General features: G+C 71.5%; 22 protein-coding genes and 1 riboswitch. Of the genes, 12 read left to right on the plus strand and 10 right to left on the minus strand.

What is annotated here, in order from left to right:
* Positions 1-351: 351 nt before the first annotated feature.
* The 4 genes from F1721_RS17695 to F1721_RS17710 form a co-directional block, all read right to left on the minus strand.
* Complete coding sequence (locus tag F1721_RS17695) at positions 352-1,194, minus strand: oxygenase MpaB family protein (RefSeq protein WP_150067790.1); 843 nt, start codon at positions 1,192-1,194, stop codon at positions 352-354.
* A gap of 3 nt (positions 1,195-1,197) precedes the next feature.
* Positions 1,198-2,340, minus strand: coding sequence for an alkaline phosphatase family protein (locus tag F1721_RS17700; protein ID WP_150067791.1), 1,143 nt, complete (start codon positions 2,338-2,340; stop codon positions 1,198-1,200).
* A 60-nt stretch (positions 2,341-2,400) separates the two neighbouring features.
* On the minus strand, positions 2,401-3,543 hold the full coding sequence (locus tag F1721_RS17705) for an acyl-CoA dehydrogenase family protein (RefSeq protein WP_150067792.1): 1,143 nt from the start codon (positions 3,541-3,543) through the stop codon (positions 2,401-2,403).
* A gap of 162 nt (positions 3,544-3,705) precedes the next feature.
* Complete coding sequence (locus tag F1721_RS17710; RefSeq protein WP_150067793.1) at positions 3,706-4,836, minus strand: CaiB/BaiF CoA transferase family protein; 1,131 nt, start codon at positions 4,834-4,836, stop codon at positions 3,706-3,708.
* A 315-nt stretch (positions 4,837-5,151) separates the two neighbouring features.
* Between F1721_RS17710 and F1721_RS17715 the strand changes: the two genes are divergently transcribed.
* Both F1721_RS17715 and F1721_RS17720 read left to right on the plus strand, forming a co-directional pair.
* Entirely contained in the window at positions 5,152-5,868 is a 717-nt protein-coding gene (locus F1721_RS17715) for a MerR family transcriptional regulator (protein ID WP_150067794.1), read from the plus strand.
* Positions 5,869-5,983: 115 nt separating this feature from the next.
* Positions 5,984-7,690 (plus strand): AMP-dependent synthetase/ligase, encoded by a 1,707-nt coding sequence (locus F1721_RS17720; protein ID WP_150067795.1) that lies wholly within the window; start codon positions 5,984-5,986, stop codon positions 7,688-7,690.
* Between the two features lie 82 nt (positions 7,691-7,772).
* Here F1721_RS17720 and F1721_RS17725 read toward each other — a convergent pair whose 3' ends face one another.
* Entirely contained in the window at positions 7,773-8,429 is a 657-nt protein-coding gene (locus F1721_RS17725; protein WP_150067796.1) for a class I SAM-dependent methyltransferase, read from the minus strand.
* 230 nt (positions 8,430-8,659) lie between these two features.
* On the opposite strand from F1721_RS17725, the gene F1721_RS17730 reads away from it, so the two are divergent.
* The gene (locus F1721_RS17730) at positions 8,660-9,016 is read left to right on the plus strand and encodes a VOC family protein (RefSeq protein ID WP_150067797.1); all 357 of its coding nucleotides are present in this window, start codon (positions 8,660-8,662) and stop codon (positions 9,014-9,016) included.
* Positions 9,017-9,056: 40 nt separating this feature from the next.
* Here the strand turns inward: F1721_RS17730 and F1721_RS17735 are convergent, their stop codons facing one another.
* Positions 9,057-10,373 carry an MFS transporter gene (locus tag F1721_RS17735; protein WP_150067798.1) on the minus strand — a complete coding sequence of 439 codons (1,317 nt, stop codon included), beginning with the start codon at positions 10,371-10,373 and terminating at the stop codon, positions 9,057-9,059.
* Between the two features lie 300 nt (positions 10,374-10,673).
* Between F1721_RS17735 and F1721_RS17740 the strand changes: the two genes are divergently transcribed.
* The 3 genes from F1721_RS17740 (at position 10,674) to F1721_RS17750 (ending at position 11,886) form a co-directional block, all read left to right on the plus strand.
* Positions 10,674-11,084, plus strand: a complete 411-nt coding sequence (locus F1721_RS17740) for an SSI family serine proteinase inhibitor (RefSeq protein WP_150067799.1) — start codon at positions 10,674-10,676, stop codon at positions 11,082-11,084.
* Between the two features lie 74 nt (positions 11,085-11,158).
* Entirely contained in the window at positions 11,159-11,551 is a 393-nt protein-coding gene (locus tag F1721_RS17745; RefSeq protein WP_150067800.1) for a YidH family protein, read from the plus strand.
* A 2-nt stretch (positions 11,552-11,553) separates the two neighbouring features.
* Positions 11,554-11,886, plus strand: coding sequence for a DUF202 domain-containing protein (locus F1721_RS17750; RefSeq protein WP_211840505.1), 333 nt, complete (start codon positions 11,554-11,556; stop codon positions 11,884-11,886).
* A gap of 2 nt (positions 11,887-11,888) precedes the next feature.
* On the opposite strand, the gene F1721_RS17755 is transcribed toward F1721_RS17750, so the two are convergent.
* The 4 genes from F1721_RS17755 to gcvH form a co-directional block, all read right to left on the minus strand.
* Positions 11,889-12,308: an organic hydroperoxide resistance protein gene (locus tag F1721_RS17755; RefSeq protein WP_150067801.1), complete on the minus strand. Its 420-nt coding sequence runs from the start codon at positions 12,306-12,308 to the stop codon at positions 11,889-11,891.
* The gene (locus F1721_RS17760) at positions 12,305-12,784 is read right to left on the minus strand and encodes a MarR family winged helix-turn-helix transcriptional regulator (RefSeq protein ID WP_150067802.1); all 480 of its coding nucleotides are present in this window, start codon (positions 12,782-12,784) and stop codon (positions 12,305-12,307) included. Before F1721_RS17760 ends, F1721_RS17755 begins: the two co-directional genes overlap by 4 nt.
* 251 nt (positions 12,785-13,035) lie before the next feature.
* The gene (locus tag F1721_RS17765; protein ID WP_150067803.1) at positions 13,036-14,388 is read right to left on the minus strand and encodes an L-serine ammonia-lyase; all 1,353 of its coding nucleotides are present in this window, start codon (positions 14,386-14,388) and stop codon (positions 13,036-13,038) included.
* A 28-nt stretch (positions 14,389-14,416) separates the two neighbouring features.
* On the minus strand, positions 14,417-14,788 hold the full coding sequence (gcvH, locus tag F1721_RS17770; protein WP_150067804.1) for a glycine cleavage system protein GcvH: 372 nt from the start codon (positions 14,786-14,788) through the stop codon (positions 14,417-14,419).
* 152 nt (positions 14,789-14,940) lie between these two features.
* Positions 14,941-15,035, minus strand: a riboswitch (glycine riboswitch).
* A 196-nt stretch (positions 15,036-15,231) separates the two neighbouring features.
* Between gcvH and F1721_RS17775 the strand changes: the two genes are divergently transcribed.
* From F1721_RS17775 to F1721_RS17800, 6 genes are all read left to right on the plus strand, one after another.
* On the plus strand, positions 15,232-16,785 hold the full coding sequence (locus F1721_RS17775; RefSeq protein ID WP_150067805.1) for a PucR family transcriptional regulator: 1,554 nt from the start codon (positions 15,232-15,234) through the stop codon (positions 16,783-16,785).
* Between the two features lie 389 nt (positions 16,786-17,174).
* The gene (gene ald, locus F1721_RS17780; protein ID WP_150067806.1) at positions 17,175-18,290 is read left to right on the plus strand and encodes an alanine dehydrogenase; all 1,116 of its coding nucleotides are present in this window, start codon (positions 17,175-17,177) and stop codon (positions 18,288-18,290) included.
* Positions 18,291-18,880: 590 nt separating this feature from the next.
* On the plus strand, positions 18,881-19,411 hold the full coding sequence (locus F1721_RS17785; RefSeq protein ID WP_150067807.1) for a hypothetical protein: 531 nt from the start codon (positions 18,881-18,883) through the stop codon (positions 19,409-19,411).
* A 101-nt stretch (positions 19,412-19,512) separates the two neighbouring features.
* Positions 19,513-20,508 carry an ABC transporter ATP-binding protein gene (locus F1721_RS17790; protein WP_150067808.1) on the plus strand — a complete coding sequence of 332 codons (996 nt, stop codon included), beginning with the start codon at positions 19,513-19,515 and terminating at the stop codon, positions 20,506-20,508.
* Entirely contained in the window at positions 20,508-21,362 is an 855-nt protein-coding gene (locus F1721_RS17795) for an ABC transporter permease subunit (protein ID WP_150067809.1), read from the plus strand. Before F1721_RS17790 ends, F1721_RS17795 begins: the two co-directional genes overlap by 1 nt.
* Positions 21,363-21,679: 317 nt before the next feature.
* On the plus strand, positions 21,680-25,339 hold the full coding sequence (locus tag F1721_RS17800; RefSeq protein ID WP_150067810.1) for an ABC transporter ATP-binding protein: 3,660 nt from the start codon (positions 21,680-21,682) through the stop codon (positions 25,337-25,339).
* The last annotated feature ends 322 nt before the right edge of the window (positions 25,340-25,661 follow it).

Here is a 25,661-nt window from a genome sequence, read left to right on the forward strand (position 1 = left end):
GAGATTCCGTCTTGCGGAAAACCAGTTCCGTTCAAGGCGGAACGATATGTTGTTCACAACATAGATACAAGAGGTGGACAAGATTGTCCGCTCGATCTGATTGTGCCCCCGCGGCACGACCACCGTCCGCCCGAAACCCGCCCCGGCGGGCGTGCTGGATGACAGGAAGGTTCCCATCCCCACCTCACCGCGCGCCCCGGCCGAACACGACGACCTGCTCCGGAACGACCCGCGCCTGCCGGAGGGAAGTGACAGGAAGGTTCCCTTGCTCCAGCTCCGGCCCGCCGGAAGTGACAGGAAGGTTCCCATGCTCACGGCCGCGTGACAGGAAGGTTCCCATGCTCGCGGCCGTCACAGGCCGCTGAGCGCTCCGGCGGAGGGCAGCGCTGCCGCGCCGAGCCGGTGCACCGCGCGCTGCACGTGGTCGCCCGGGTAGCGGAAGCGCAGCTGGTCCGGAACCGCCAGCCCCGCCGCGCGGAACCCGCGCAGCCCGGCCGCGACCACCGGGGGCGGGTACGCCGGGCGGCCGTGGATGCGGCGCGCCCAGTCCGGGAGCACCGAGTACCCCAGGTGCCCGAGCGGCAGGTAGCCGAGGTTCGCCGGGAGCGACCACCACGGCGCGAACGGCCGGTGCAGGAACCGGTAGATCAGGTCCGAGTCATCGGTGCGGCGCAGCTGCGGGCGCACCCGCGCGAAGTAGGCGGCCATCTCCCGGCTCGATCCGGGAACCTCCGCCGGGTCCAGGCCGACCAGCTCCGCCGACCGGCGCTGCTCGTCGAAGTACCGGTCCAGCTGGGCGGTGCTCAGCGGTAACCCGGCGCGGCGCACGACCCCGGCGAAGGACGCGACCTCGGCGCAGTGCACCCACAGCAGCAGCTCGGGCTCGTCGAGCCGGATCTCCGCACCGGTCTCCCGGTCGGTTCCCCGCAGCTTGCGGTGCACGCCGCGAACCCGCGCCGCCGCCTTCTCGGCTTCGGCGGTCGTGCCGTAGGTGGTGGTGGCGACGAAGTCGCCGGTGCGCATCAAGCGGCCCAGCGGGTCGTCCTGGAACCGCGAGTTCTGCACCACGGCGGCGACCGCCCGCGGGTGCAGCGCCTGCAGGAAGAGGCTGCAGATCCCGGCAATCCACATCGTCGGGTCGGCGTGCAGGTGCCAGGTCACGGTCCGCGGTCCGAACAGCCCCTCGTCGCCCATCGGTCACCCGCCCAGCACCAGCAGCGGAACCAGCTGCTCGGCGGCGGTCAGCGAGCCGTGCTGGCCGAGCAGCGCGGCCTCCCCCGGTTCGGCCACCGACCGGACCACCCCGGAGACGCGCATGATCGCCAGCACGTCCCCGATGCGCGGCCGCACCGAATCGGCCACCACCGGGCCGAACCAGCCCTGGTCGATCGCCTGCTCGCCGGTCAGCACCATCCCGTGCTCGCCGATCCGCTCCCGCCACGCCGCGAGCACGTCACCGAGCGCGCCGGGCTCGACGTAGACGTGCCGGGCCCTCACCTCGCCGCCGAGCAGCCGGACCCCGTCCTGCAGCGCGGGATCGGTGTCGGCGTCGAAAGCGGTGGCGGGGTCGACCTCGACCATGCCGTGGTCGGCGATCACCGCCAGCACCGCGCCCGGCGGCAGCCGGTCGGCCAGCGTCACCACCAGCCGGTCGAGCTGGGCCAGCTGGAACCGCCACGGCAGCGAACCAGGTCCGTGCACGTGACCCAGCCAGTCGAGATGACCGTGGTAGCCGTAGCAGAGCCCGGGGCCGTCCCCGTCGAGCGCGGCCAGCAGCTCCGCGGCCAGGTCGCCCAGCGCGCGCTGGCCGCGGAACTCCGCGCCCCGCAACGCGGCTCGGGTCAGGCCGCTGCCTTCGAACTCGGCGGGCACCGCGGTCCGCACGGCGACTCCGGCCGCCGCGGCCCGCTCCAGCACCGTCGCCGTCGGCTGCACCTGCTCCGGCGGCCAGCTCTCCAGCAGGCTCTGCCGATCGGGGCGGGACGACCAGCTCAGCGGGTGCAGCAGGCCGCCGGACGGTTCGGCGAAGGTGTAGCCGACGAGCCCGTGCTCCCCGGCGCACCTGCCGGTGCCCAGCGAGGTGATGCTGGTGACCGTGGTGGTCGGGAACCCGGCGGTCAGCGGTGCCCTGGTCAGCAGGTCCGCCAGGAACGGCGCGTCCGCCGCGTGATCGCGCAGCAGGTCGTGGCCGAGCCCGTCGACCAGCAGCACCGCAGCGCTCCGGCACTCCGGGAGGCCGAGGGTGTCGGTGAACCCCGCCAGCCCCATCGACCCCAGCAGGGACGGCAGGACGTCGGGCAGCGCTCGCCCGTTCCCGTCGGGAGCGACGATCCAGTCCATGGCACCGAACCTCCCACGCGAGTGCGCCCGCGGCTAGACCCGAAGGCGCACTCGCGACCGTCAGAACCCCATGGAACGGCCGATGATCTCCTTCATGATCTCGGTCGTGCCGCCGTAGATGGTCTGGATGCGGGAGTCCAGGAACGCCTTGGCCACCGGGTATTCCGTCATGTAGCCGTAGCCGCCGTGCAGCTGCAGGCAGCGGTCCACCACGCGCTTGTTCATCTCGCTGAGCCACCACTTCGCCATCGCGGCGTGCTCGATGTCGAGCTCGCCGCGCACGTGGTCCTGCACGCAGCGGTCGGTGAACACCCGGCCGATCTCGACCTCGGTGGCCATCTCCGCCAGCTCGAAGCGGATGTGCTGGAACTTGCCGATCGGGCGGCCGAACGCGGTGCGGTCCTTGCAGTACTCCTTGGTGACGCCCAGGATCTTCTCCGCGATGGCCGCCGAGGCGACCGCGATCGACAACCGCTCCTGCGGCAGGTTCTGCATCAGGTAGATGAAGCCCTGCCCCTCCTCGCCGAGCAGGTTGGCGGCCGGTACCCGCACGTCGTTGAAGAACAGCTCCGCGGTGTCCTGCGACTTCTGGCCGATCTTGTCCAGGTTGCGGCCGCGTTCGAAGCCGGGCATGCCGCGCTCCACGACGAGCAGGCTGATGCCCTCGTGCCCGGCGTCGGGGTCGGTGCGGGCCACCACGATCACCAGGTCGGCGAGGATGCCGTTGCTGATGAACGTCTTCTGCCCGTTGAGGATGAAGTCGTCCCCGTCGCGCACCGCGCTGGTGCGGATGCCCTGCAGGTCGCTGCCCGCGCCCGGCTCGGTCATGGCGATCGCGGTGATGATCTCGCCCGAGCAGAAGCCCGGCAGCCAGCGCTGCTTCTGCTCCTCGGTGGCCAGCTTCATCAGGTAGGGCGCGATGATGTCGTTGTGCAGCGGGGAGCCGAACCCGGAGATGCCCGCGTTGACCAGCTCCTCGTCGAAGACGACGTTGAACCGGAAGTCGTCGACGCCCCCGCCGCCGTAGCGCTCGTCGACGGCGAAGCCGAGCAGCCCCTGCGCCCCAGCCGCCAGCCAGGCCTCCCGGCTGACCACCCCGGCGGCCTCCCACTCCTCGACGTGCGGCACGAGCTCCTTGTTCACGAACGTGCGCACCGTCTCCCGGAACGCCTCGTGCTCGGGCTCGAACAACTCCCTGCGCATCGGTTCACGCCTCCATTCGATCCGTGCTGGTCATGCGAGGAAGGGAACCTTCCTGCCACCGAGCCCGCGACGCGGCGCGAGCAAGGGAACCTTCCTGTCATCCGCCGCGCGGCCGGGGGTGAGCATGGGAACCTTCCTGTCACCGCCCGGCCGGGCGCCGGGTCAGCGCTTCGGGCCGAACGCGCCCGAGTCGAGCAGGTCTTGCGGGACCTTCCAGTCCTGCACCACGGCTTCGGTGTGCGAGCCGGGCGTGGCCACCGGTCCCGGCTCGGGGTTGGGGGTGCGGCTGAAGCGGGGCGCCGGGGCCGGTTGCAGCACGCCGTCGCGGCGCACCAGGGTTTCGCGGGCCGACACGTGCGGGTGGGCCTCGGCTTCGGTCATGGACAGCACCGGGGCCACGCACGCGTCGGATCCGTCGAACACCTCGGTCCACTCCTGGCGGGTGCGCTGCCGGAAGGTCTCGGCGAAGATCTCCCGCAGCCGCGGCCAGTTCGCCGGGTCGTCGCGGTCCGGCACCGCACCGGCCAGCCCCAACCGCTCCAGCAGCTCGGCGTAGAACTGCGGCTCCAGCGCGCCGACGGACATGTACTCCCCGTCGGCCGTCTCGTACACGTCGTAGTAGGGGGCCCCGGTGTCGAGCAGGTTCGTGCCGCGCTCGGTCTTCCACCCACCGGTGCCGAGGAATCCGAACAGCATCGCGCCGAGGTGCGCGGCACCGTCCACGATGGCCGCGTCGACGACCTGACCGCGACCGCTCACCCGGGCTTCGAGCAGCGCCGCCAGCACCCCGACGGCCAGGTACATCGCACCGCCGCCGAAGTCGCCCAGCAGGTTCGCCGGAACCTGCGGCGGACCGCCCGCGCGGCCGATCGCGTGCAGCATGCCGGTGAGCGCGATGTAGTCGATGTCGTGGCCAGCGGTCGGCGCCAGCGGCCCCTGCTGACCCCACCCGGTCATCCGCCCGTAGACGAGCTTCGGGTTGACCGCCCAGCACTGCTCCGGTCCCACGCCCAACCGCTCGGTGACGCCGGGCCGCAGACCTTCCAGCAGCACGTCGGCCCGCTCGACCAGGGCGAGCACGGCTTCCGCGCCGCGCTCGTGCTTGAGGTCGACCTGCACGGACCGCTTGCCGCGGTTGAGCAGGTCCCCCTCCCCGCCGGACGCCGTCGGCCGGTCCACCCGCACCACGTCGGCGCCCAGGTCGGCCAGCAGCATCGCGCAGAAGGGCGCCGGACCGATCCCGGCCAGCTCCACGACCTTGACCCCGGCCAGCGGTCCACCTGTTCGCGTCACGCCACACCTCTCCACGGCCTGTGTCGCGCAACACACGCGACGCACTTAGTGTTACATCGCTGGTGTAACAGACGTCAAGGCTTCGACCTGCCCGAAAGAACTGCCGCGGGACTCGGCGCTCGGGCATCCGCCCCGGCCAGCGCGCCCGTTCGGCCAGCCTGGCCCGGAACGGCTCGCATTCGCGACCGGGACGAGCTGGAGCATGCTCCGGATGCCGTCCTCGGCGAGCGCGAAGTTCACGTCGGTGCTGCCCACCGCCGCCCCGCCAATGCGACAGCGTTGGTGTTACAGCAGTTGAGGAGTACCGTTGCCGACATGCTCCGAACTGCGGACGAAGAGCTCACCATCGACGAACTGGCCGCCCGCGCCGGAGTCACCGTGCGGACCGTGCGGTTCTATTCCTCGCGCGGCCTGCTGCCGCCGCCCCGGCTGCGCGGGCGGCTCGGCCTCTACGGCGGCGATCACCTCGCCCGGCTCGACCTGATCCGGGAGCTGCAGGCGCTCGGGTTCACGCTGTCGGCGATCGAGCGCCACCTGGCGCGACTGCCCGAGGACGCCTCGCCGGACGAACTCGCGCTGCAGCGCGCGCTCATCGCGCCGTGGACCGACGAGCACGCCGAGGACCTCGACCGCCACGAGCTCGACCGCCGCACCGGGCGGCACCTGGACGACGAGCTGATCGACCGGCTGGTCGACCTCGACATCCTGCAGCGCATTCCGGGGTCCACCAAGCTGCGGGTGCCCAGCCCGGCGATGCTCGGGGTCGGGCTGCAGATCCTCGACCTGGACCTGCCGTCGGAGATGCTGGTGCAGGCGAAGGCGATCGTGGAGCAGCACACCGCGCAGATCGCCGCCGAGCTGCGCGAGCTGTTCGCCGCGAACGTGCTGCGGCCCTACGTCGAGCGCGGCCGTCCGCAGGACGAGCGGGACCGGGTCCGCGCGGCGACCGACCAGTTGCGGCCGCTGACCATCCAGGTGCTGGTCAACGGGTTCCAGCGGGCGGTCAACGACGTCATCCGCGACCACGTCTGATTCGGCCTGCCGGGCGATAGCGGGCCCGGCCGCTGGCCAACCCGACGCCGGGTGCGGTTTCATCGCGTGACGGCGATCACGTCGTACTGGGCACGTCGAGGGGAGCTCAGCCGCGATGACCGAGTCGGAAGCGTGGGCGGCCGCCGCGCTGGAAACGACAGTCCTGCAACTGTTCTCGCGCAACGTCGCACAGTTCCCGCAGCAGCCCGCGCTGGCCGACGGCGATCGCACGCTGACCTGGGAGCAGGTGCGGCACGAGGTCCAGGTGGTGGCCGCCGGGCTCGCCGCGCTCGGCCTGCAGCTCGGCCAGGCGATGCTGATCATGGCGCCGAACCGGGTCGAGCACTGGCTGGTCGACGTCGCGGCCGCGCACCTGGGTGCGGTGCCCAGCACCCTCTACCCCACGCTCAGCCAGGACCAGGTGCACTACGCCGCCCACCACAGCCGCGCCAAGGTCGTGGTGCTCGACAGCGCTGACCAGCTGCGCCGCTGGTCGAAGGTGCTGCGCAACGCCTCCGACGTGCAGCACGTCGTGGTGCTCGACGAGCAGGCGATGGTCTCGGCCGACGAGCGGTTCCGGACCTGGGACCGGCTGCGGGAGCTCGGCGAGCAGCGGCTGCGGGAGGATCCCGAGCTGGTGCAGCGGGCGTCGACGGCGATCGGCCCGGCGGACCCCGCCGCGATCATCTACACCTCCGGCACCACCGGCGAGCAGAAGGGCGTGGTGCTGACCCACCGCAACATCTGCTTCGCGGCCGCCGCGCTGCACCAGGCCACGCAGGCCGAACGGCACGCGCCGCGGATCTGCTACCTGCCGCTGGCGCACATCGCCGAACGGATGGTGAGCATCTACGCGGCCATCCACGACGTCGCCCACGTGCACTTCTGCGCCGACCAGAAGCAGCTGCCCGCGGTGCTGGCCCGCGCCCGGCCGTCGCTGTTCTTCGCCGTCCCGAGGGTCTGGGAGAAGCTCGCCGCGGCGCTCCGCGACATCCCGGCCGACCAGCGCACCCCGCAAGCGGCGCGGCGGCTGCGGTCCCGGCTCGGCCTGGACCGGGCCACCTGGCCTGCCAGCGGTGCCGCACCGATCGACCGCGAGCTGGTGGAGCTGTTCAGCACCATCGGCGTGGACATCTTCGAGCTGTGGGGCATGACCGAGACGACCGGCTGCGCGACCACCAACCGGGCGGGCGCGAACCGGCCCGGAACGGTGGGCCGCCCGGTGCCGGGCGTGGAGGTGCGGACCAGCGACGACGGCGAGGTGCTGGTGCGCGGCCCGCTGGTGTGCGCGGGCTACCTGGAACCGGACGGCGCGATCCGCCCGGCGACCGACGCCGACGGGTGGCTGCGCACCGGCGACGTCGGGACCGTCGACGCCGACGGGTACCTGAGCATCACCGACCGCAAGAAGGAACTGATCATCACCGACGGCGGCAAGAACATCGCGCCCACCCTGGTGGAGAGCGCGCTGCGGGCGCACCCGCTGCTCGGGCACGCGCTGGTGTTCGGCGACCGCCGCCCCTACCTGGTCGCGCTGCTGGTCCTCGACGAGGACGCGGCCCCGAAGTGGGCGCGCGAACGCGGCATCGCCTTCGGCTCGCTGCGCGAGCTGGCCGAGCACCCGGCGGTCCAGTCCGAAGTGGCCGCTGCGGTGGCGGCGGCCAACGACCGGCTGAACCGGCCGGAGCAGGTCAAGCGGTACCGGGTGCTCGCCCACTCGTGGGGCGTCGAGGGCGGCGAGCTGACGCCGACCCTGAAGCTCAAGCGCCGCGTGATCCACGAGAAGTACGCCGACGTCATCGACCAGCTCTACAGCACCTGAGGTGAGGAAGGGAACCTTCCTGCCATCCGCACGCCCGGTGGCGCGAGCATGGGAACCTTCCTGTCATCAGGTGCGGGCCGCGTCAGGTGTTCGCGCGCTGACCGGCTCCCCAGTAGAACGGCCCCGATGTCCGGTGGACCTCGACGTCCCAGCCGATCCGGCGGAGCGCCCGGGCGAGTTCCTCGGGCTGGTGCGGGACTTTGACGATCCGGTGAGCGGTCCCGTCCGAGAGGCGGCGCTGCACGACCTGGGACTGCTCGCCCTCGATCAGCTCCTCGGCGGCGCGGTACCGGTCGTCGACGAAGAGGACCCGCCCATCCGGTTCGAGGCAATCGTCCACCAGGGACCAGAAGGACTCGAAGCGCTCGACCGGCACGTGCGACAGCCAGAACCCGAAGAACACCACGTCGTAGCGGCGATCCGGCCGGTAGCTGAACAGGTCCGCCTGCACGAAGCGCACCCGCTCATCACCCACCCTGGTCGAGGCGATGGCGAGCATCTCCGGTGACGAATCCACTGCGGTGACGCCCGTTGCGCGGCGGAGCAGTCGCGGGGTCCACGTGCCAGGGCCGCAGGCGAGCTCCAGCACGCTGCCCGACGGCTGGAACTCCTCGATGGCGGCGACCAGTTCGGCTCCCCCGGAAAACGGCAGGGCGTGGTCGTCGTACTCCGCGGCGGCGGCCCGGTAGTGGCCGATCTGCTCGGCGAGCAACTGCTCTGTGCGCGCATCAGCATTCATGCGACGAGCGTCCGCGTTGCCCCTGGGCGAAGGTCAACACCCGGAATTCGCGCCGCTGATGCGAGCAAGGGAACCTTCCTGTCACTCCCGGCGCGCCGAAGCTGGAGCATGGGAACCTTCCTGTCACCGGCAGCGCGGGCGGGCACCGATGAGTTCCGGCCGGGGTGCTGGTCGAACGGGTGGAAGGACTGTTCGCGGGTCGCGGCCCGCGCGAGCTGGAAGGACCCCCCATGACCGTCCAACCGATCATCGTCACGCCGGACCTGGATCGTTTGCAGCGCTTCTACCGGGAGGTGCTCGGCGCGGAGGAGGTCGCGCGCGAACCTGCCGAAGGGCCCGCCTTCTTCGTCGGCCTGGAGGTCCTCGGCACCCCGCTCGGGATGGTCCACGACAAGGACGTGCGGCCCGGCGAACCGAGCCGGGTCCTGCTCAGCTGCACCGTCGACAACGTCGACGCAACTCTCGAACGGGTGGAACCCGCGGGCGGCAAGGTGCTGGGCCCGCCCAACGACATGCCCTGGGGCGAACGCGTCGCGCACACCCAGGACCCGGACGGCAACACCGTGAACCTCACCCAACCGATCTGACGGCGTTCCGGGGGCGGGCGCGAAGCCGCCCCCGGAGCGCTCACGCCCGAGCGGGCTCGGTCTCCTCGGGCTCGGCCCACCTGGTGGGTTCGCCGGTGATCACCAGGCAGACCACGGTGACCAGCGCACCGGCCACCAGGTAGGCGGCGATGGGCCAGGACTCCCCGCCGGAGAAGCTCAGCAGCGCCGTCGCCACGACCGGCGACAACCCGCCGCCGAGCACCGAACCGCTCTGGTAGCCCAGGGACACGCCGGTGTAGCGGACCTTGGTGGCGAACAGCTCGGCGCAGAACGCCGCCATCGGCCCGAAGACCGCCGCCGATCCCGCGTAGCCCAGGGTCATGGCCAGCACGATGAGCGCCGGGTCGGCGGTGTCCAGCAGCCAGAACATCGGGAACGCGTACACCGCGAGGAAGATCCCGCCGCCGAGCATCACCCGGGTCCGGCCGAGGCGGTCCGAGAGGTGGGAGAACAGCAGGATTCCGGCGATCTGCGCCGCCGAACCGCACAGGCTGCCCAGCAGCATCACGTCGCGGGTCGCCCCCAGCTCCTCGGTGCCGTAGGTCAGCAGGAACGTGGTCAGGATGAAGATGAACGTGTTGAAGCCCAGGTTCACCCCGGCCGAGAGCAGGATCTGCCGCCAGGACCGCGCGAACGCCTCGGCTACCGGCAGCCTGGCGCGCTCGCCGCGCTGCCGGATCTTCGCGAACTCCGGGCTCTCGGCCAGCCGCAGCCGCACGTACAGGCCCACGCCGACCAGCACCAGGCTCACCAGGAACGGCAGTCGCCAGCCCCAGGTGAGGAACTGGTCCCCGGAGATCGCGGTGGCCCCGGCGAACGCGCCGGTGGCCAGGAACATCCCGGTCGGCGACCCCAGGAAGGTCCACCCGCCGTACCAGCCGTGCCGGTGCGGCGGGGCGTGCTCCACCGCCATCAGCACCGCGCCGCCCTGCTCCCCGCCGAGGAAGAAGCCCTGCACCAGGCGCAGCGCCACCAGCAGCAGCGGCGCCCACACCCCGACCTGCTGGTAGGTGGGCAGCAGCCCGATCAGCGCGGTGCACACGCCGGTCACGCTCAACGTGATCACCAGCATCCGCTTGCGGCCCACCAGGTCGCCGAAGTGCCCGATGACCGCGGCACCCAGCGGCCGGGCGAGGAACCCGGCGCCGAACGTGGCGAACGCCAGCAGCGCGCCCACCCACGGGTCACCGGAGGGGAAGAACAGCTTGTTGAACACCACGGCCGCCGCGGTGCCGTAGATCAGGAAGTCGTAGAGCTCGATCGTGTTGCCCACCGCGCTGGCGAACGCGGCCTTGCGCACCGCGACGCGGTCCGGGCCCGCGGGTGCCGATGCCATCTGGTCTCCTGTCCATCGCGAAAGCGCCCCGGAAGCTCCTCGCCGCGAGGCGCGACGAGCCGGGTCCGGGCATCACAATGACCAGTGATCAGCGAAAGGTCCACCACCATTTCGCGCATCGCCCCTCGGACGAGCTATGTCGAACCCGATCGAAATGTCCCTTTTGGTGACCGTTCGTGCAGCAAACCTGCTCAGGTGAACCCCTTTCCGGTGGTCCGGGGGCGCGAAGTGCGGCGCTTCGGAGAGCCGCGGCGATAAAGGGAAGCGGAATGTCTCTCCAAACCCAGGAGGATTGACGAGATGGTTGAAACACGGCTCACCGGCCGCATCTTCCTCGCCGCAGCGACCCTCGCGGGCACCGCACTCGTCCCGGCGCTGGCCAACGCGGAACCCGCGGCCGACGTGAACTGGAGCACGCTGAACCTCACCGTCAGCACCGAGAACCGCGGCGAGGCGCCGCGAACCGCGGTGCTGAGCTGTCATCCGGTGGGTGGCTCGCACCCGCACGCCAAGTCCGCGTGCCAGACGCTCTCCGCGGTCGACGGCGACCTCAACCTGCTCGGCGAAGGGCAGGCCATGTGCACCCTCATCCACCAGCCGGTGACCTACACCGCGCGCGGCTACTGGCAGGGACGGCCGGTCGCCTTCGAGAAGACCTACTCGAACAAGTGCATCGCGGAGGCCTCCACCGGCAAGGTGTTCGCCTTCTGACCAGCGCGTCGGGCCCCGCGCCGCGCGGGGCCCGACGCTGCCGTCACGCTCCGCACCCGGGTTACCGTGGGCGCATGGCAACCGACCGGGAAGATCGCGATCCGCGCTGGCCCAAGCAGCTCTACGCGCAGGGCGAGGAACCCGACCCCCGGTTCACCCTCGCCAACGAACGCACCTTCCTGGCCTGGATCCGCACCGCGCTCGCGCTGATGGCGGGCGGCGTCGGGATCGAAGCGCTCAACGCGGTCACCGGCCACCCGAATCCACTCCGGACAGCGCTGGCGGTGGCGCTGCTGCTCGCCGGAGTGCTGTGCAGCGCAACGGCTTTCACCCGGTGGATGACCACCGAACGCGCCTTGCGGAAGGGACGCCCACTGCCCGCGCCGCGCCTGGCCCCGGTGCTCGGGTACGGGCTGGGCGTGATCGGGGTGGCGGCCTGCGTCCTGCTGTTCGTCACCGGGATCTGATCATGTCGGAGCGGCCCGACGGCCCGTGGGATCCGGGCCTGCAGATCGAGCGCACCACCCTGGCATGGTTGCGGACGACGCTCGCGTTCGTCGTGGGGCTGCTGGTTCTCCTGCGCCTCATCGGCCACGAGAGCGCCCTGGCCGCGCTGATCTGCGCGCTGCTCACGCTGCCGCTCGGCCTCGCCATCAGCTGGCTGGTCTGGCGCCGCCACCTCCACAGCGAACGCCGCCTGCGCGAACGCGCGCCCCTCCCCGGCGCCGCGCTGCCAGCCGCGGTGACCGCGTTGGCGGTGCTGGCAGGCGGCGCAGGCCTGGCCTACGTGCTGTTCTCCTGAGCTCAGGCCACCCGCAGGTCGATTTCGACGTTGCCGCGCACCGCGTTCGAGTACGGGCAGACCTCGTCGGCCGCCGCGGCCAGTTCCTGAGCCCGCTCCCCCGGCACGCCGGGCAGGTCGACGACAAGGCCGACGCTGAGGCCGTAACCGCCGTTGCCATTGGGGCCGATGCCGACCTGGGCGGTCACCTGCGAACCGGTGATGTCGACCTTCGCGCGACGGGCGACGAGCTGCAGCGCGCTGTGGAAGCACGCCGCGTACCCGGCGGCGAACAGCTGCTCGGGGTTGGTCGCGGCACCACCCGGCCCGCCCAACTCCTTCGGCACTGCGAGGTCCAGGTCTAGGACACCGTCCGAAGACCGGGTGTGCCCGTCACGCCCAGCACCGGTTGCTGTCGCTTCCGCCGTGTAGAGAACTGTCATCGCTGCGACTCCTGCTTCGATTCGGCATGCGCTTCCGCCGCCGCGTCCAGCGCGGCGGTCAACTGCTCCAATGTGGACCGCAGCTCGACGACTCCGTCGAGCTCCAGACCGGTCGCGGCGAGCATCCGCCCCGGGATCTCCCGGGCGCGCTCCTTCAGATCTCGTCCTTCGCCGGTCAACGCGACGAACACGGACCGCTCGTCGTCCGAACTGCGCTCCCGCACGACCAACCCCCGCGCCTCCAGCCGCTTCAGCAGCGGGGACAACGTGCCGGAATCCAGCCGCAGCGCCGCGCCCAGCTCCTTGACGGCGAGCGACTCGCGCTCCCACAGCACCAACATCACCAGGTACTGCGGATAGGTGAGCCCGAGCTCACCCAGGAACGGCCGGTAGAGGTTGGTGAAAGCGCGCGAAGCGCTGTAGAGCGCGAAGCATAACTGCCGGTCCAACGTCAACCGCGCCTCCGAGTCAGCCATACCCGAGACAGTAGCCCACAACTAAGTTGTGCACAACTCAATCGGGCGCAATCCAGATGTGGCACGGGACACGGCACCCCGCACATCGGACCGGCATCGGCGTTCTGCAGGGTTGCCCGCCCGCCGGTGGTGGCAGGAAGGTTCCCTTCCTCACCTCAGCACGCACGTGGCTGACAGGAAGGTTCCCTTCCTCACGTCAGCGGCGCGGGCGGTGACAGGAAGGTTCCCCTCCTCGCACCGCCCGCGCCGGGTCAGCACTCGATGACGTTGACCGCGAGCCCGCCGCGGGCGGTCTCCTTGTACTTGACCTTCATGTCGCGGCCGGTCTCCCGCATCGTCTTGATCACCTTGTCCAGCGAGACGAAGTGGTTGCCGTCGCCGCGCAGCGCCATCCGCGCCGCGGTGATCGCCTTGACCGAGGCCACCGCGTTCCGCTCGATGCACGGGATCTGCACCAGCCCGCCGATCGGGTCGCAGGTGAGCCCGAGGTTGTGCTCCATCGCGATCTCGGCGGCGTTCTCCACCTGGCGCGGCGTCCCGCCGAGCACCTCGGCCAGCCCTGCCGCGGCCATCGAGCACGCCGAACCGACCTCGCCCTGGCAGCCGACCTCGGCGCCGGAGATCGAGGCGTTCTCCTTGAACAACACCCCGACCGCCCCCGCCGCGAGCAGGAACCGCACCACGCCGTCGTCGTCGGCACCGGGCACGAAACGGGTGTAGTAGTGCAGTACCGCCGGGACGATGCCCGCCGCCCCGTTGGTCGGGGCCGTCACCACCCGCCCACCGGCCGCGTTCTCCTCGTTGACCGCGAGCGCGAACAAGGTGACCCACTCCAGCGGATCGTCCTGCCCGGTCAGCGACGCGGCCAGCTCCGCCGCGCGCCGCTTGACCTTCAGCCCGCCGGGCAGTTCACCGGTGTTGCGGCAGCCGTTGTCCACGCACTCCCGCATCACCTGCCAGATCTCCAGCAGCTCCTTGCGGACCGCGTCCTCGCCGCGCCAGGACAGCTCGTTGGCCAGCATGACGCCGCTGATGGACAGCCCGGACTCCGCGGTGCGGTCGAGCAGTTCCGCGCCGGTGCGGAACGGGAACCGCAGCTCGGTCTCGTCCGGCTTGATCCGGTCGGCCCCGGTCGCGTCCTCGTCGACGACGAAACCACCGCCCACCGAGTAGTACTCGGCGCTGTCCAGGACGACGTCCCCGGCGAACGCGGTGAACCGCATCCCGTTCGGGTGCACCGGCAGCGACCTGCGGCGGTGCATCACCAGGTCGCGGTCCGAGCTGAACCGGATCTCGTGCGTCCCGTCCAGGCGCAACCGGCCCGTCGCGCCGATCTCGGAGACCCGGTCCGCGACCGCGGCCGGATCGACGACCTCCGGGCTGTGGCCCTCCAGGCCCAGCAGCACCGCCTTCGGGCTGCCGTGCCCGTGCCCGGTCGCCCCCAACGAACCGAACAGCTCCGCCTTGACCCGCGTGACCTGCGGCAACCGGCCCGCGTCGCGCAGTCGCCGCGCGAATCGCTTGGCCGCCCGCATCGGGCCCACGGTGTGCGAACTGGACGGTCCGATGCCCACTGAGAACAGGTCGAAGACACTGATCGCCATTGATCGCCTCCGCTGCTGCCCGGCTCCGCTACTGCTCGATCAGTCCGGCGTACTGCTCGGCGGTGAGCACAGCACCGGTCGCGGTGGCGCGCACCTCCAGCAGCCAGCCCCCGGCGAACGGCTCGGCGTTGACCAGCGCCGGGTCGTCCACGACGGACTCGTTGACCGCGACGACCTCACCCGTGACCGGCGCGAACAGGTCGCTGACGGACTTGGTGGACTCCAGCTCACCGCAGGTCTGACCGGCCTCGATCTGCTCGCCGACCTCGGGCAGCTGCACGAAGACGATGTCGCCCAGCGCGTCCGCGGCGTGCTGGGTGATGCCGATGCGGACCACGTCGTCGCGGTCCTCGATCCACTCGTGCTCTTCGGTGTAGCGCAGGTTCTCGGGCAGGGACATGGTGGGAGGCTCCAAAGCGGTCTGGAGGGCGCGGGCGCGCCCGGAATGTGCTGGGCCTCCCCCTCTGTTTCGGGACCTGAGAGCTTCGCCGCAGCTCAGCGGCTTGCACCGTGGGTGGCGCGTCAACGCTGGCGCGCGCTTTCCAGAGTTGCCTAGCCCGAACGGTCATGGGTGCCTGAGAGTTTGTGGGGAGTCTTGCTCCTTCGGCGCCCCGCAGCTGGTGCGAGGTCTCTCCCGCACGGGGTCGACGGCCGGTATGCGATTGTCTACGTGCCCAGCAACGATAAACGGGCCCGCTCTGGTGCCACAATGCCCTCCCCCGGTCCGCGGCCAGGCGGCCTCATGCTCTCGGAGCCCGTCCGGCCGAGGCGTCCCGCGCGGCAGCGGAACCTCGGCGCCAGCGCGCGACGAAGACGGAAGAACGAGTTCTCAGGAGGCCGGTGATGCTGGACGTCCGGGCGCTGGTCGACCGGGTCGGACCGACCCTGCTGCGCGCGGTGGTCGTCCCGGAGTCGCCCGCGTGCGTCGGCGACGTCGTCATCGCCGAACCCGACCAGCACCCGACGGTGGTCGACGGCGACCTCGTGCTGGGCGTCGCGGTCGCGGACCGCGAGCAGGCGGCGGCGCTGGTGCGCATCTGCGGCGACCAGGGTGCGGCGGCGGTGCTGCTGAAACCGCCGGTCTCCGCCGACGAGCGCATCACCGCGGCGGCCGAGGAGTCTGGCGTCGCCCTGGTCGAGGTCCGGCCGGAGACCGCTTGGGCGCAGCTGGTCTGGTTGATCCGGGCGGCGCTGGCCCGGACCGGCATCGACGAGGCGGACGCGCGCAGCACCGGGGTCGGCGACCTGTTCCGGCTCGCCGATGCGGTGGCCGACGTGGTGGACGCGCCGGTCACCATCGAGGACGCGCACTCCCAGGTGCTCGCCTACTCGGCCCGGCAGGACCTCACCGATCCCGCGCGGGTCTCGACGATCATGGGCCGCAGGCAGCCCGACGACGTGCTCGCCAAGTTCCGGGCGCGCGGCACGTTCCGCAAGCTCAGCAAGGGCAGCTCGGCGATCTTCGTGCCCGCCCAGCAGGACGGCACCCTGCCGCGGCTGGTGGTGCCGATCAGGATGGGCGGAGAACTGCTCGGCTCGATGTGGGCGGTGGTGCCCGACCAGGTCTCCGAGGAACGCGCGACGGCGTTCGCCGACACCGCTCCCCTCGTCGCGCTGCAGCTGCTCCGGTGGCGTGCAGTCGCGGACGCCGAGCGGCGGCACAGCGCGGAGCAGGTGCGGCTGCTGCTCGAAGGCGGCGAGGGCTGGCGGGTCGCGGCCAACGAACTGGCGGTGCCGAACGAGCCGCACCGGGTGATCGCGATCGAGATGCCCGCCTCGGCCGGTCCCGCCGAGGGGCACCGGCTGGCGCTGTGGGAGTGGATCACGCGCGGGATCGGACGCCGACCGCTGGTCACCGAGATCGGCGCCATGCTCTACGCGGTGGTGCCGGACCGCGACCGCGGCGGCTGGCTGGAACTGCGCACCGCGCTCGCCTCGCACGACATGTCGCCGCGCCCGCTGATCGCGGTGGGCACGGCGGTGGCGGTCGCCGAACTGCACCAGTCGCGCTCGCAGGCCGAAGAGCTGGTGAGCCTGCTGCGCACCGGACGCCTGCAGGAGCGGGTGGCGGTCTACGAGGACTACTGGCACCTGCTGGTGCTCAGCCGCATGGCGGGCGCAGCGACCGACGCGGGGATCGGCTCGCTGGGACCGCTGGCGCTCCTGCGCGAGCACGACCGCACCCAGGGCACCGAATACCTCGCGACGCTGCGCGCCTGGCTGCGCCACCCCGGCGACCCGCGGCAGGCGAGCCGGGAGCTGCGCGTGCACCCGAACACCTTCCGGTACCGGATGAAGCGGCTCACCCAGCTCGTCGACATCGACCTCGACGACCCGGACGTCCGCTCCGCCCTCCTCGTCCAACTGCTCGCCGAGAGCTGGGCCCAGCACGGCTGACAGCAGGGGAACCTTCCTGTCACCGACTGCCGGACCTGAGGAAGGGAACCTTCCTGTCATCCCGCCGCCCCCGTCGGCCCAGCCCACGCGAGCAAGGGAACCTTCCTGTCACTCCGGCGCACTCCGTCAGCGCAGGCCACGCGAGGAAGGGAACCTTCCTGTCACCTCATCGCACTCCGTCAGCGCAGCCCGTGCGAGCAAGGGAACCTTCCTGTCATCACCGGCGCGGATCGGGCTGCGAGGGCGCTCCGTCACCCGGCTCCGCGGCAGGGGCCGCGTTGTGCTGCGAGCACAAACGGGGCGGGGCAATCTCATCGCGTGGGAATGATGCGCCCCCGGCATCGGCGGCGGATCGTTGTGCGCAACGCAGGAGACGAAAGGATTCCGCCGTGAAGATCGCCGTGCCGCGCGAGATCAAGAACAACGAGTACCGGGTCGCGATCACCCCCGCCGGTGTGCACGAGCTCAGCAGCCGCGGGCACGACGTCTTCGTCGAGGCCAACGCGGGTGCGGGCTCCTCGATCCCGGACGAGGACTACCTCGCCGCGGGCGCGAAGGTCCTGCCCAGCGCCGACGACGTGTGGGCCGAGGGCCAGCTGGTGCTCAAGGTCAAGGAGCCGATCGCCGAGGAGTACCCGCGGCTGCGCCGCGACCAGGTGCTGTTCACCTACCTGCACCTGGCAGCCTCCGCGGAGCTCACCGACGCGATGCTGGACTCCGGCATCACCGGCATCGCTTACGAGACGGTGCAGACGGCCAACGGCAGCCTGCCGCTGCTCGCGCCGATGAGCGAGGTCGCGGGTCGGCTCGCGCCGCAGGTCGGGGCCTACTCGCTGATGCGCCCCAGCGGCGGCCGCGGCGTGCTGCCGGGCGGTGTTCCCGGTGTGCACCCGGCGCGGGTCGTGGTGATCGGCGGCGGTGTCGCGGGCCTCAACGCCGCGCGCGTCGCGATGGGCATGGGCGCCGACGTGGAGCTGCTGGACACCAACGTGGACAAGCTCCGCGAGATCGACCGCGACTTCCACGGCCAGATCCGCACCGTGACCTCCAACCGCTACAGCGTCGAGCAGGCGGTGCGCGCCGCCGACCTGGTGATCGGCGCGGTGCTGATCCCGGGTGCGAAGGCGCCGAAGCTGGTGTCCAACCACCTGGTGTCGGAGATGAAGCCGGGCAGCGTGCTGGTGGACATCGCGATCGACCAGGGCGGCTGCTTCGCCGACTCGCGCCCGACCACGCACGACGACCCGACCTACCGCGTGCACGACTCGGTCTTCTACTGCGTGGCGAACATGCCGGGCGCGGTCCCCAACACCTCGACCCACGCGCTCACCAACGTCACGCTGCCCTACGTCCTGCGGATCGCCGACCAGGGCTGGCAGCAGGCCTGCCGGGCGGACGCGGCGCTGGCGGCCGGGCTCAACACCCACGACGGCAAGCTGGTCAACGCCCCGGTCGCCGAGGCCCACGGCCGCACCAGCACCCCGATCAGCGACGTCCTGTCCTGAGGACCCGCTCCCCCGAACGAACCCCGCTGCCGCTCGTCGGCGGCGGGGTTCGTCGCATCTCGGGCGGCCACCGCGCGACAGGAAAGTTCCCGTGCTCGCACCCCGGTGACAGGAAGGTTCCCTTCCTCGCGTGATCAGGGGCGCGGATGACAGGAAGGTTCCCTTCCTCAGGTCAGCAGGGCCGCGTTGTGACAGGAAGGTTCCCTTGCTCGCGTCGCATGCGGGCGCGCGGAGACGGCCCGGGCTGGTTGGTCCAGTCGGGTGCAGGTGATCACGGGAAATGGCGCACGCGGTGGGCGGCGAATGCGAAGAGGCCTCAAACAGCCGAACGGGGCGGCCCGCTCAACCAGCCTGGGGGTCACCGGGAGCAGGCCGCCACCGTCAGTGTAGGCCACGATCGCCCATTTGCCGACGACGCGAGCACCCACTCGGCGGGCATTTTCGAGCCGAATCGATAACCACCCGATGGAGTGAGCGCGGTGCCCTGCCCGTGCAGGCGTGGCCCCCTCCTGCCGATGTCACCCGTTAGGACCAGCCCGCTGGCCCCGTCCGGCGGGCTGCGCAACGCAACTGCGACGGGAGGCGAAGTGGTGGACACGGCATTGCGCAAGGCCGTTCTCGACCGGCTCGACAACCTGGATCGGGTGGTGGCCGACGACGCACCCGAAGTGCTCCTGCCCGTCGCCCGCGCCGAGCTCTACCGGCTCACCTCCGGGTTGAAGGCGCTGCTCGACGAGCACCAGCCCGGCGAGGACGGCCGGTGCCCGTCGTGCCAGGGGACGCTGCGCAGCCGCCCGTGGCCGTGCACGGTGTGGTTGACCGCGCACCGCCAGCTCATCGGCGACCACTCCGGCAAACCGGCCCGCACCACGCGGCTGGACGCGCTGCGGCGGAAGGTGCGCCGCAAACCGGTCCAGGCGGAAGCCGACGTCGAGGTCATCCCGCACCCGATCGTCTCCTCGGCGGGCAACGGCCCCAGCGACTGGGACACCGACGAGTTCATCCGCCCGGACCTGACCGGCGGCCCGCCCGGCGAACCGCCCGTCGGCGGGCACCTCGAAACCGATCACCGCAAGATCCACCGCGCCTCGGTGGTCGACCGCGGGATCCAGTGGCCGTAGCCGCTGTGCGCTGGGATCGAAAACGACCACTCCGCACCTGCGCCCCGTCCCCGTCCGGCAGGATGGGCGGCGACGGGTGAACAGGTGGAGTTGGAGGGCGTGTGCACGACGGCAGCGGCCGGATCACCGTGCAAGGTCTCAGCAAGAGCTACGGGCCGGTGACCGCGGTCCAGAACCTTGATTTCACGGTGCGGCCAGGCACGGTTACCGGGTTCCTCGGGCCCAACGGGTCCGGGAAGACCACGACGTTGCGCATGATCCTCGGCCTGGTCACGCCCACCGCGGGCACCGCCACGATCAACGGTCTGCCGTTCCAGCAGCTGCCCAACCCGGCCTCGGTGATCGGCGCCGTCCTCGACGCGCAGAGCTTCCACCCGGGCCGCAGCGCGCAGAACCACCTGCGCTGCTACGCGGCGGCCATGAACGTGCCGGACGAGCAGGCCGACCGGGCGCTCGAGCTGGTCGGGCTGGCACCGGCGGCGAAGCGCAAGCCCGGCGGGTTCTCGCTGGGCATGCGGCAGCGGTTGGCGCTGGCCACGGCGCTGCTCGGCGATCCGCAGGTGCTCGTGCTGGACGAACCGGCCAACGGGCTCGACCCGGAGGGCATCGCCTGGTTGCGCAACTTCCTGAAGGCCTTCGCCGCGAGCGGCCGCACCGTGCTCATGTCCAGCCACTTCCTCCGGGAGATCGAGCACACCGTGGACCAGCTGGTGGTCATCAGCCGCGGCCGGTGCGTCTACGACGGCAGCATCGAGGAGCTGCGCGCCGCCCAGCAGTCCCGCGCCCTGGTGCAGGCCGCGGACCCCGGTGCGCTCGCCGCGAAGCTGCAGGAAGCCGGTTACCGCGTCGAGTACCTGCCGGACGGCCGGGTCGCGGTGCTGGACGCGGATTCCCGCACCGTCGCCGACCTCGCGCTGGAGGCCGGGATCGCGCTCTACGGCATGCAGGACGAGCGGATCGGTCTGGAGCAGCTGTTCTTCCAGCTCACCAACGGCCAGTACACCGGCGTCCCGCAGGCGGGGCCGGGTGCCCAGGCGTGGGCGCGGCCGGTCGGGCCGCAGCACGGTGACCAGCGCGGACTCGGGGGGAACGGGTGATGGGCGCGCTGATCAGGGCGGAGTTCCGCAAGACCTTCACGACCAACCTGTGGTGGGCGCTGCTCATCCCGGTGGCGGTGATCGGCTTCGGCGCCGGGTGGATGGGCACCACCTTCGTCGGGATCATCAACAGCGTCCAGCAGCTGGACCGGCCGGTGCCGCTGGCCCTGCTGTCGGTGGCCATGTCGGCGAACTTCAGCACCATCTTCGGCGCCCTGTTCGGGGCGCTGTCCGTGGCCGGGGAGTACCGGAACAGGACCATCACGACCAGCTTCCTGACCAGCAACCCGCGCAGCGCCGTGCTCGTCGCGAAGCTGATCGCGGCAGCGGCCATCGGGGCCGGGTACGGGCTGGTCAACGTGCTGTGCGCGAGCCTCGGCGGACTGCTCGGCGCCAGCCAGGACCTCGGGAACTTCGGTGACATCGGCGACTGGTTGAGCGTCGGCGGCACCTGCGTGCTCGCGATGGTGCTGTGGACGCTGCTCGGCGTCGGGTTCGGCGCGCTCGTCGCGAACGCCGTGCTGGCGATCATCCTGCCGCTGGTCTACAAGTTCGTCGTCGAGTTCATCTTCTCGATGGCGCTGGTGGGCTCCAACGTCCCCGGCATCGGCCCGTACCTGCCGGGCGCGGCGGGCAACGGGATCGTGTCCAACCTCGCGGTGCCGCTGTTCATCACGGCGGTGGCCGGACCGGACGAGCCCGACGTGCCGCGGGTGGCCTTCGAGGTCCTGCACGTGTTCTTCGGCGGCCACTACGGGCACCCCTGGTGGGCGAGCCTGCTGACCTTCCTGGCCTACACCGCGGTGTTCGTCGCCGGTGGCTGGTGGGCGAACCAGCGGCGCGACATCGCCTGACCCCGACCTGCGGAAGGGAACCTTCCTGTCATGCGCGTGCGCGCTGACGTGAGGAAGGGAACCTTCCTGTCACCCACGTGCCCGCTGACGTGAGGAAGGGAACCTTCCTGTCAACCGCCGACGGCTCCGATGACAGGAAGGTTCCCCTGCTCCACTGGTCGGACGTCACACCGGGGGTTCGGGCGGGCTGCGCGGTCGGTGGGGCGGCATAACCTGGCGGTGTGAGCGACTCCGGTAATCCCCGCCCGTCATCCGGTGGTTGGATCCGTCGCCTCTTCGCCGCTTGTCGACGGCACCCGGTCGCCCTAGCGCTGGCGATGGGTGCGTCGGTCACCGCTGTCGGCCTGGAGGCCCTGGTTCCGCTGTTGACCAAGCTCGCGGTGGACGACGCCATCGCGCACACCACCGACCGGTTGTGGTGGATCGTGGTCGCGCTGCTGGTGCTCGGCGCGTTCCGCTTCGGCGCGGCGTTCGTCCGCCGCTACAGCGCGGGGCGGTTGGCGCTGGACGTGCAGCACGACCTGCGCCGAGCGGTGTTCGCCGCGATGCAGCGGTTGGACGGGGGCAAGCAGGACGCGCTGCGCACCGGGCAGGTGGTGTCGCGGTCGATCAGCGACCTGCAGCTGGTGAACTCGCTGCTGTCGATGCTGCCGCTGGCCGCCGGGACCGCGGTGCTCGCGCTGTTCGCGATCATCGCGATGCTGTGGCTGTCGCCGCTGCTCACCGTGGTGTCGCTGGTCGTGGCGCCACTGATCGCGGTGGTCTCCGCGCGCAGCAAGAAGCGGTTGTTCCCGGCGACCTGGTCGGCGCAGCAGCGCGCCGCCGACATCGCGCAGCACGTCGAGGAGACGGTCACCGGCGTTCGGGTGGTCAAGGGCTTCGGGCAGGAGGACCGCGAGGTCGGCCGGTTGGAGACCCGGGCCCGGCGGTTGTTCGGCGAGCGGCTGCGCGCCGCCCGCATGACCTCCACCCCGGCGGCGAGCCTGGCCGCGCTGCCCTCCGCCGGGCAGGTCGGGGTGCTCGGGCTCGGCGGCTGGATGGTGCTGCAGGAGCAGGTGAGCCTGGGCACGTTCGTGGCCTTCGCCGGCTACGTGGCGATGCTGGCCGGTCCGGCCCGGATGTTGTCGAGCGTGGTGATCCAGGCGCAGCTCGCCCGCGCCGGTGTGGAGCGGATCCACGAGCTGATCGACTCGCAGCCCGAGGTGCAGGAGAAGCCGGATGCGGTGCGGCTGCCGGACGGCCCGCTGGAGGTCCGGTTCGACGGCGTGACGTTCGGCTACACCCGGGACCAACCCGTGCTCTCCGACGCCTCGCTGCTGGTGCGGCCTGGTGAGACGGTGGCGCTGGTGGGCCCGGCGGGCTCGGGCAAGTCGACGGTTTCGCTGCTGCTGCCGCGCTTCTACGACGTGCACTCGGGCAGCATCGCGATCCGGCCCGCCGAGGACGGTGCCGCCGCCCACGACATCCGCGACCTGCGGTTGGACTCGCTGCGCAGCGCCGTGGGCGTGGTGTTCGAGGAGGCGTTCCTGTTCTCCGACACCATCCGCGGCAACATCGCCTACGGCCGTCCGGACGCGTCGGAGGCCGACGTGATCGCCGCGGCCAAGGCCGCCGAGGCGCACGAGTTCATCACCTCGCTCCCCGACGGCTACGACACCGAGGTCGGCGAACGCGGCCTCACCCTCTCCGGTGGTCAGCGGCAGCGCGTCGCGCTCGCCCGGGCGCTGCTGTCGAACCCGCGGATCCTGGTGCTCGACGACGCCACGTCCGCCGTCGACCCGGCGACCGAGGCCGCGATCCACGACACCCTGAGCTCGGTGACGGCCCAGCGCACGACGCTGCTGATCGCGCACCGCCGCTCGACGCTCGCGCTGGCCGACCGGATCGCCGTGCTGGACGAGGGCCGGGTGGTCGACGTCGGCACCGAGGAGGAGCTGGCGCAGCGCTGCGAGCTGTTCCGTTCGCTGCTGGCCGGTCCCGGGGAGTCCATCGACAACCGGCGCGACGGACAGCTCACCTCGAACGGCACCGGCATCACCCCCGAGCTGTGGCCGGAGCCGGAGGAGCCGGAGCCCGTCGCCGCTGCGGTCAGCGGATCGCGCGGCATGGGGACCATGTCGATGCCGCCGACCCCGGAACTGGTCGAGGGCATCCGGAAGCTGCCACCGGCGACCGACGAGCCGGAGCTGCGCGGAGAGGACCCCAGCGCGCCCGACCCGGACTTCAAGCTGTCGCGGCTGCTGCGGCCGATCCGCTGGGGCCTGCTGCTGACCGTGCTGCTGGTCGCGGGGGACGCGCTGACCTCGATCGCGCTGCCGTCGCTGGTGCGCCAAGGCATCGACGGCGGTGTCGGCACCAGGCACGTCGACGTGCTGTGGTGGGCGACCGCGCTGGCCGCGGTGATCGTCTGCGTCGGGTGGCTGGTGGTCAAGCTGCAGACCGTCGTCACGGCCCGGACCGGCGAGACCCTGCTCTACCTGCTGCGAATGCGCAGCTTCGCGCACCTGCAGCGGCTCGGGCTGGACTTCTACGAGCGCGAGCTGGCCGGTCGGATCATGACGCGGATGACCACCGACGTCGACGCGCTGTCGACGTTCCTGCAGACCGGGCTGGCGACGTTCGTGGTGAGCGTGCTCACGCTGTTCGGCATCGCGGGCGCGCTGCTGGTCACCGACGCTTCGCTGGCCCTGGTCGCGATGGCGGTGCTGCCGGTGCTGCTGGTCGCGACGGTGATCTTCCGCAGGGTCTCGTCGATCGCCTACGCCGAGGCGCGCGAGCGGGTCAGCACGGTCAACGCCGACCTGCAGGAGAACGTCTCGGGGATGCGGGTGGCGCAGGCGCACCGGCGCGAGGGGCACGCCGCGAAGGTGTTCGCGCAGCGCAGCGACGCCTACCGCCGTTCGCGGCTGCGCGCCCAGCGCTACATCGCCACCTACTTCCCGTTCGTCGCGCTGCTGTCCGAGGTCGCCCAGGCCGCGGTGCTCGGCGTCGGTGCCGCGCGGGTCGCCTCCGGTGACCTGACCCCCGGGGTGCTGGTCGCGTTCCTGCTCTACCTCGGGCTGTTCTTCGCTCCCGTGCAGCAGCTGTCCGGCGTCTTCGACGGCTACCAGCAGGCGAAGGTCGGGTTGCGGCGCATCGGCGACCTGCTGCGCACCCCGACCTCCGTGCCCGCGCCGAGCGACCCGACGCCGGTGCCCGAGCGGCTCAGCGGTGCGGTCGAGCTGCGGTCGGTGTCGTTCCGCTACCCCGGCACCGAGCAGTACGCGCTGCGCGACGTCTCGCTGCGGGTGCGCCCCGGTGAGACCGTCGCGCTGGTCGGCGCCACCGGCGCGGGCAAGTCGACGCTGATCAAGCTGATCGCGCGGTTCTACGACGTCAGCGACGGCGCGGTGCTGATCGACGGGGTGGACGTGCGCCGCTACGACCTGGCCGCGTTCCACCGCCGCCTGGCGGTGGTGCCGCAGGAGGGGCACCTGTTCACCGGGGACGTCGCGGACAACATCGCCTACGCGCGGCCGGACGCCGCCCCCGCCGAGGTGGAGGGCGCGGCGCGGGCGGTCGGCGCGCTGCCGGGGATCGCGATGCTGACCAGCGGATTCCGCCAGCAGGTCGGCGAGCGCGGCCGAGGCCTGTCCGCCGGTCAGCGGCAGCTGGTCGCGCTGGCCCGCGCCGAGCTGGTCGACCCCGACGTCCTGCTGCTCGACGAGGCGACCGCGGCGCTGGACCCGGCCACCGAGTCGATGGTGATCGCAGCCAGTGACCAGCTCGCCGCAAAGCGCACCACGTTCGTGGTCGCGCACCGGTTGGCGACCGCCGCCCGCGCGGACCGCATCGTGGTCGTCGACGACGGCCGGATCGTCGAGCAGGGCCCGCACGCCGAGCTCCTCGCCGCGAACGGCCACTACGCGCGCCTCTGGCGAGCGGCCGACGCGACCGGCACCCGGCACGAGACCGCTGGCACGTCCAACATCGCCTGACGGCGAGGTGAGGATGGGAACCTTCCTGTCACCCCGCCCCCAGCAGCACCCGGCTGTCCGGCGAGGAAGGGAACCTTCCTGTCATCCACGCGCCCGGTGACAGGAGGAAGGGAACCTTCCTGCCACCCCGGCGGCGTGAGGAAGGGAACCTTCCTGTCATGGGCGCGGCCGGGCGGCGGGCCGCGAGCATGGGAACCTTCCTGTCACACCCGGTGCCCGGACGTGGGGATGGGAACCTTCCTGCCACGCTCCGCGACGGAGCGGGCACCGCGAGGAGTGGCCGTCGTGGCTGGTGGGGCGCACGATGCGATGCGTTCCGGGG

Origin of the sequence: Saccharopolyspora hirsuta, assembly GCF_008630535.1 — a bacterium.
GTDB classification, from domain to species: Bacteria; Actinomycetota; Actinomycetes; order Mycobacteriales; family Pseudonocardiaceae; genus Saccharopolyspora; species Saccharopolyspora hirsuta.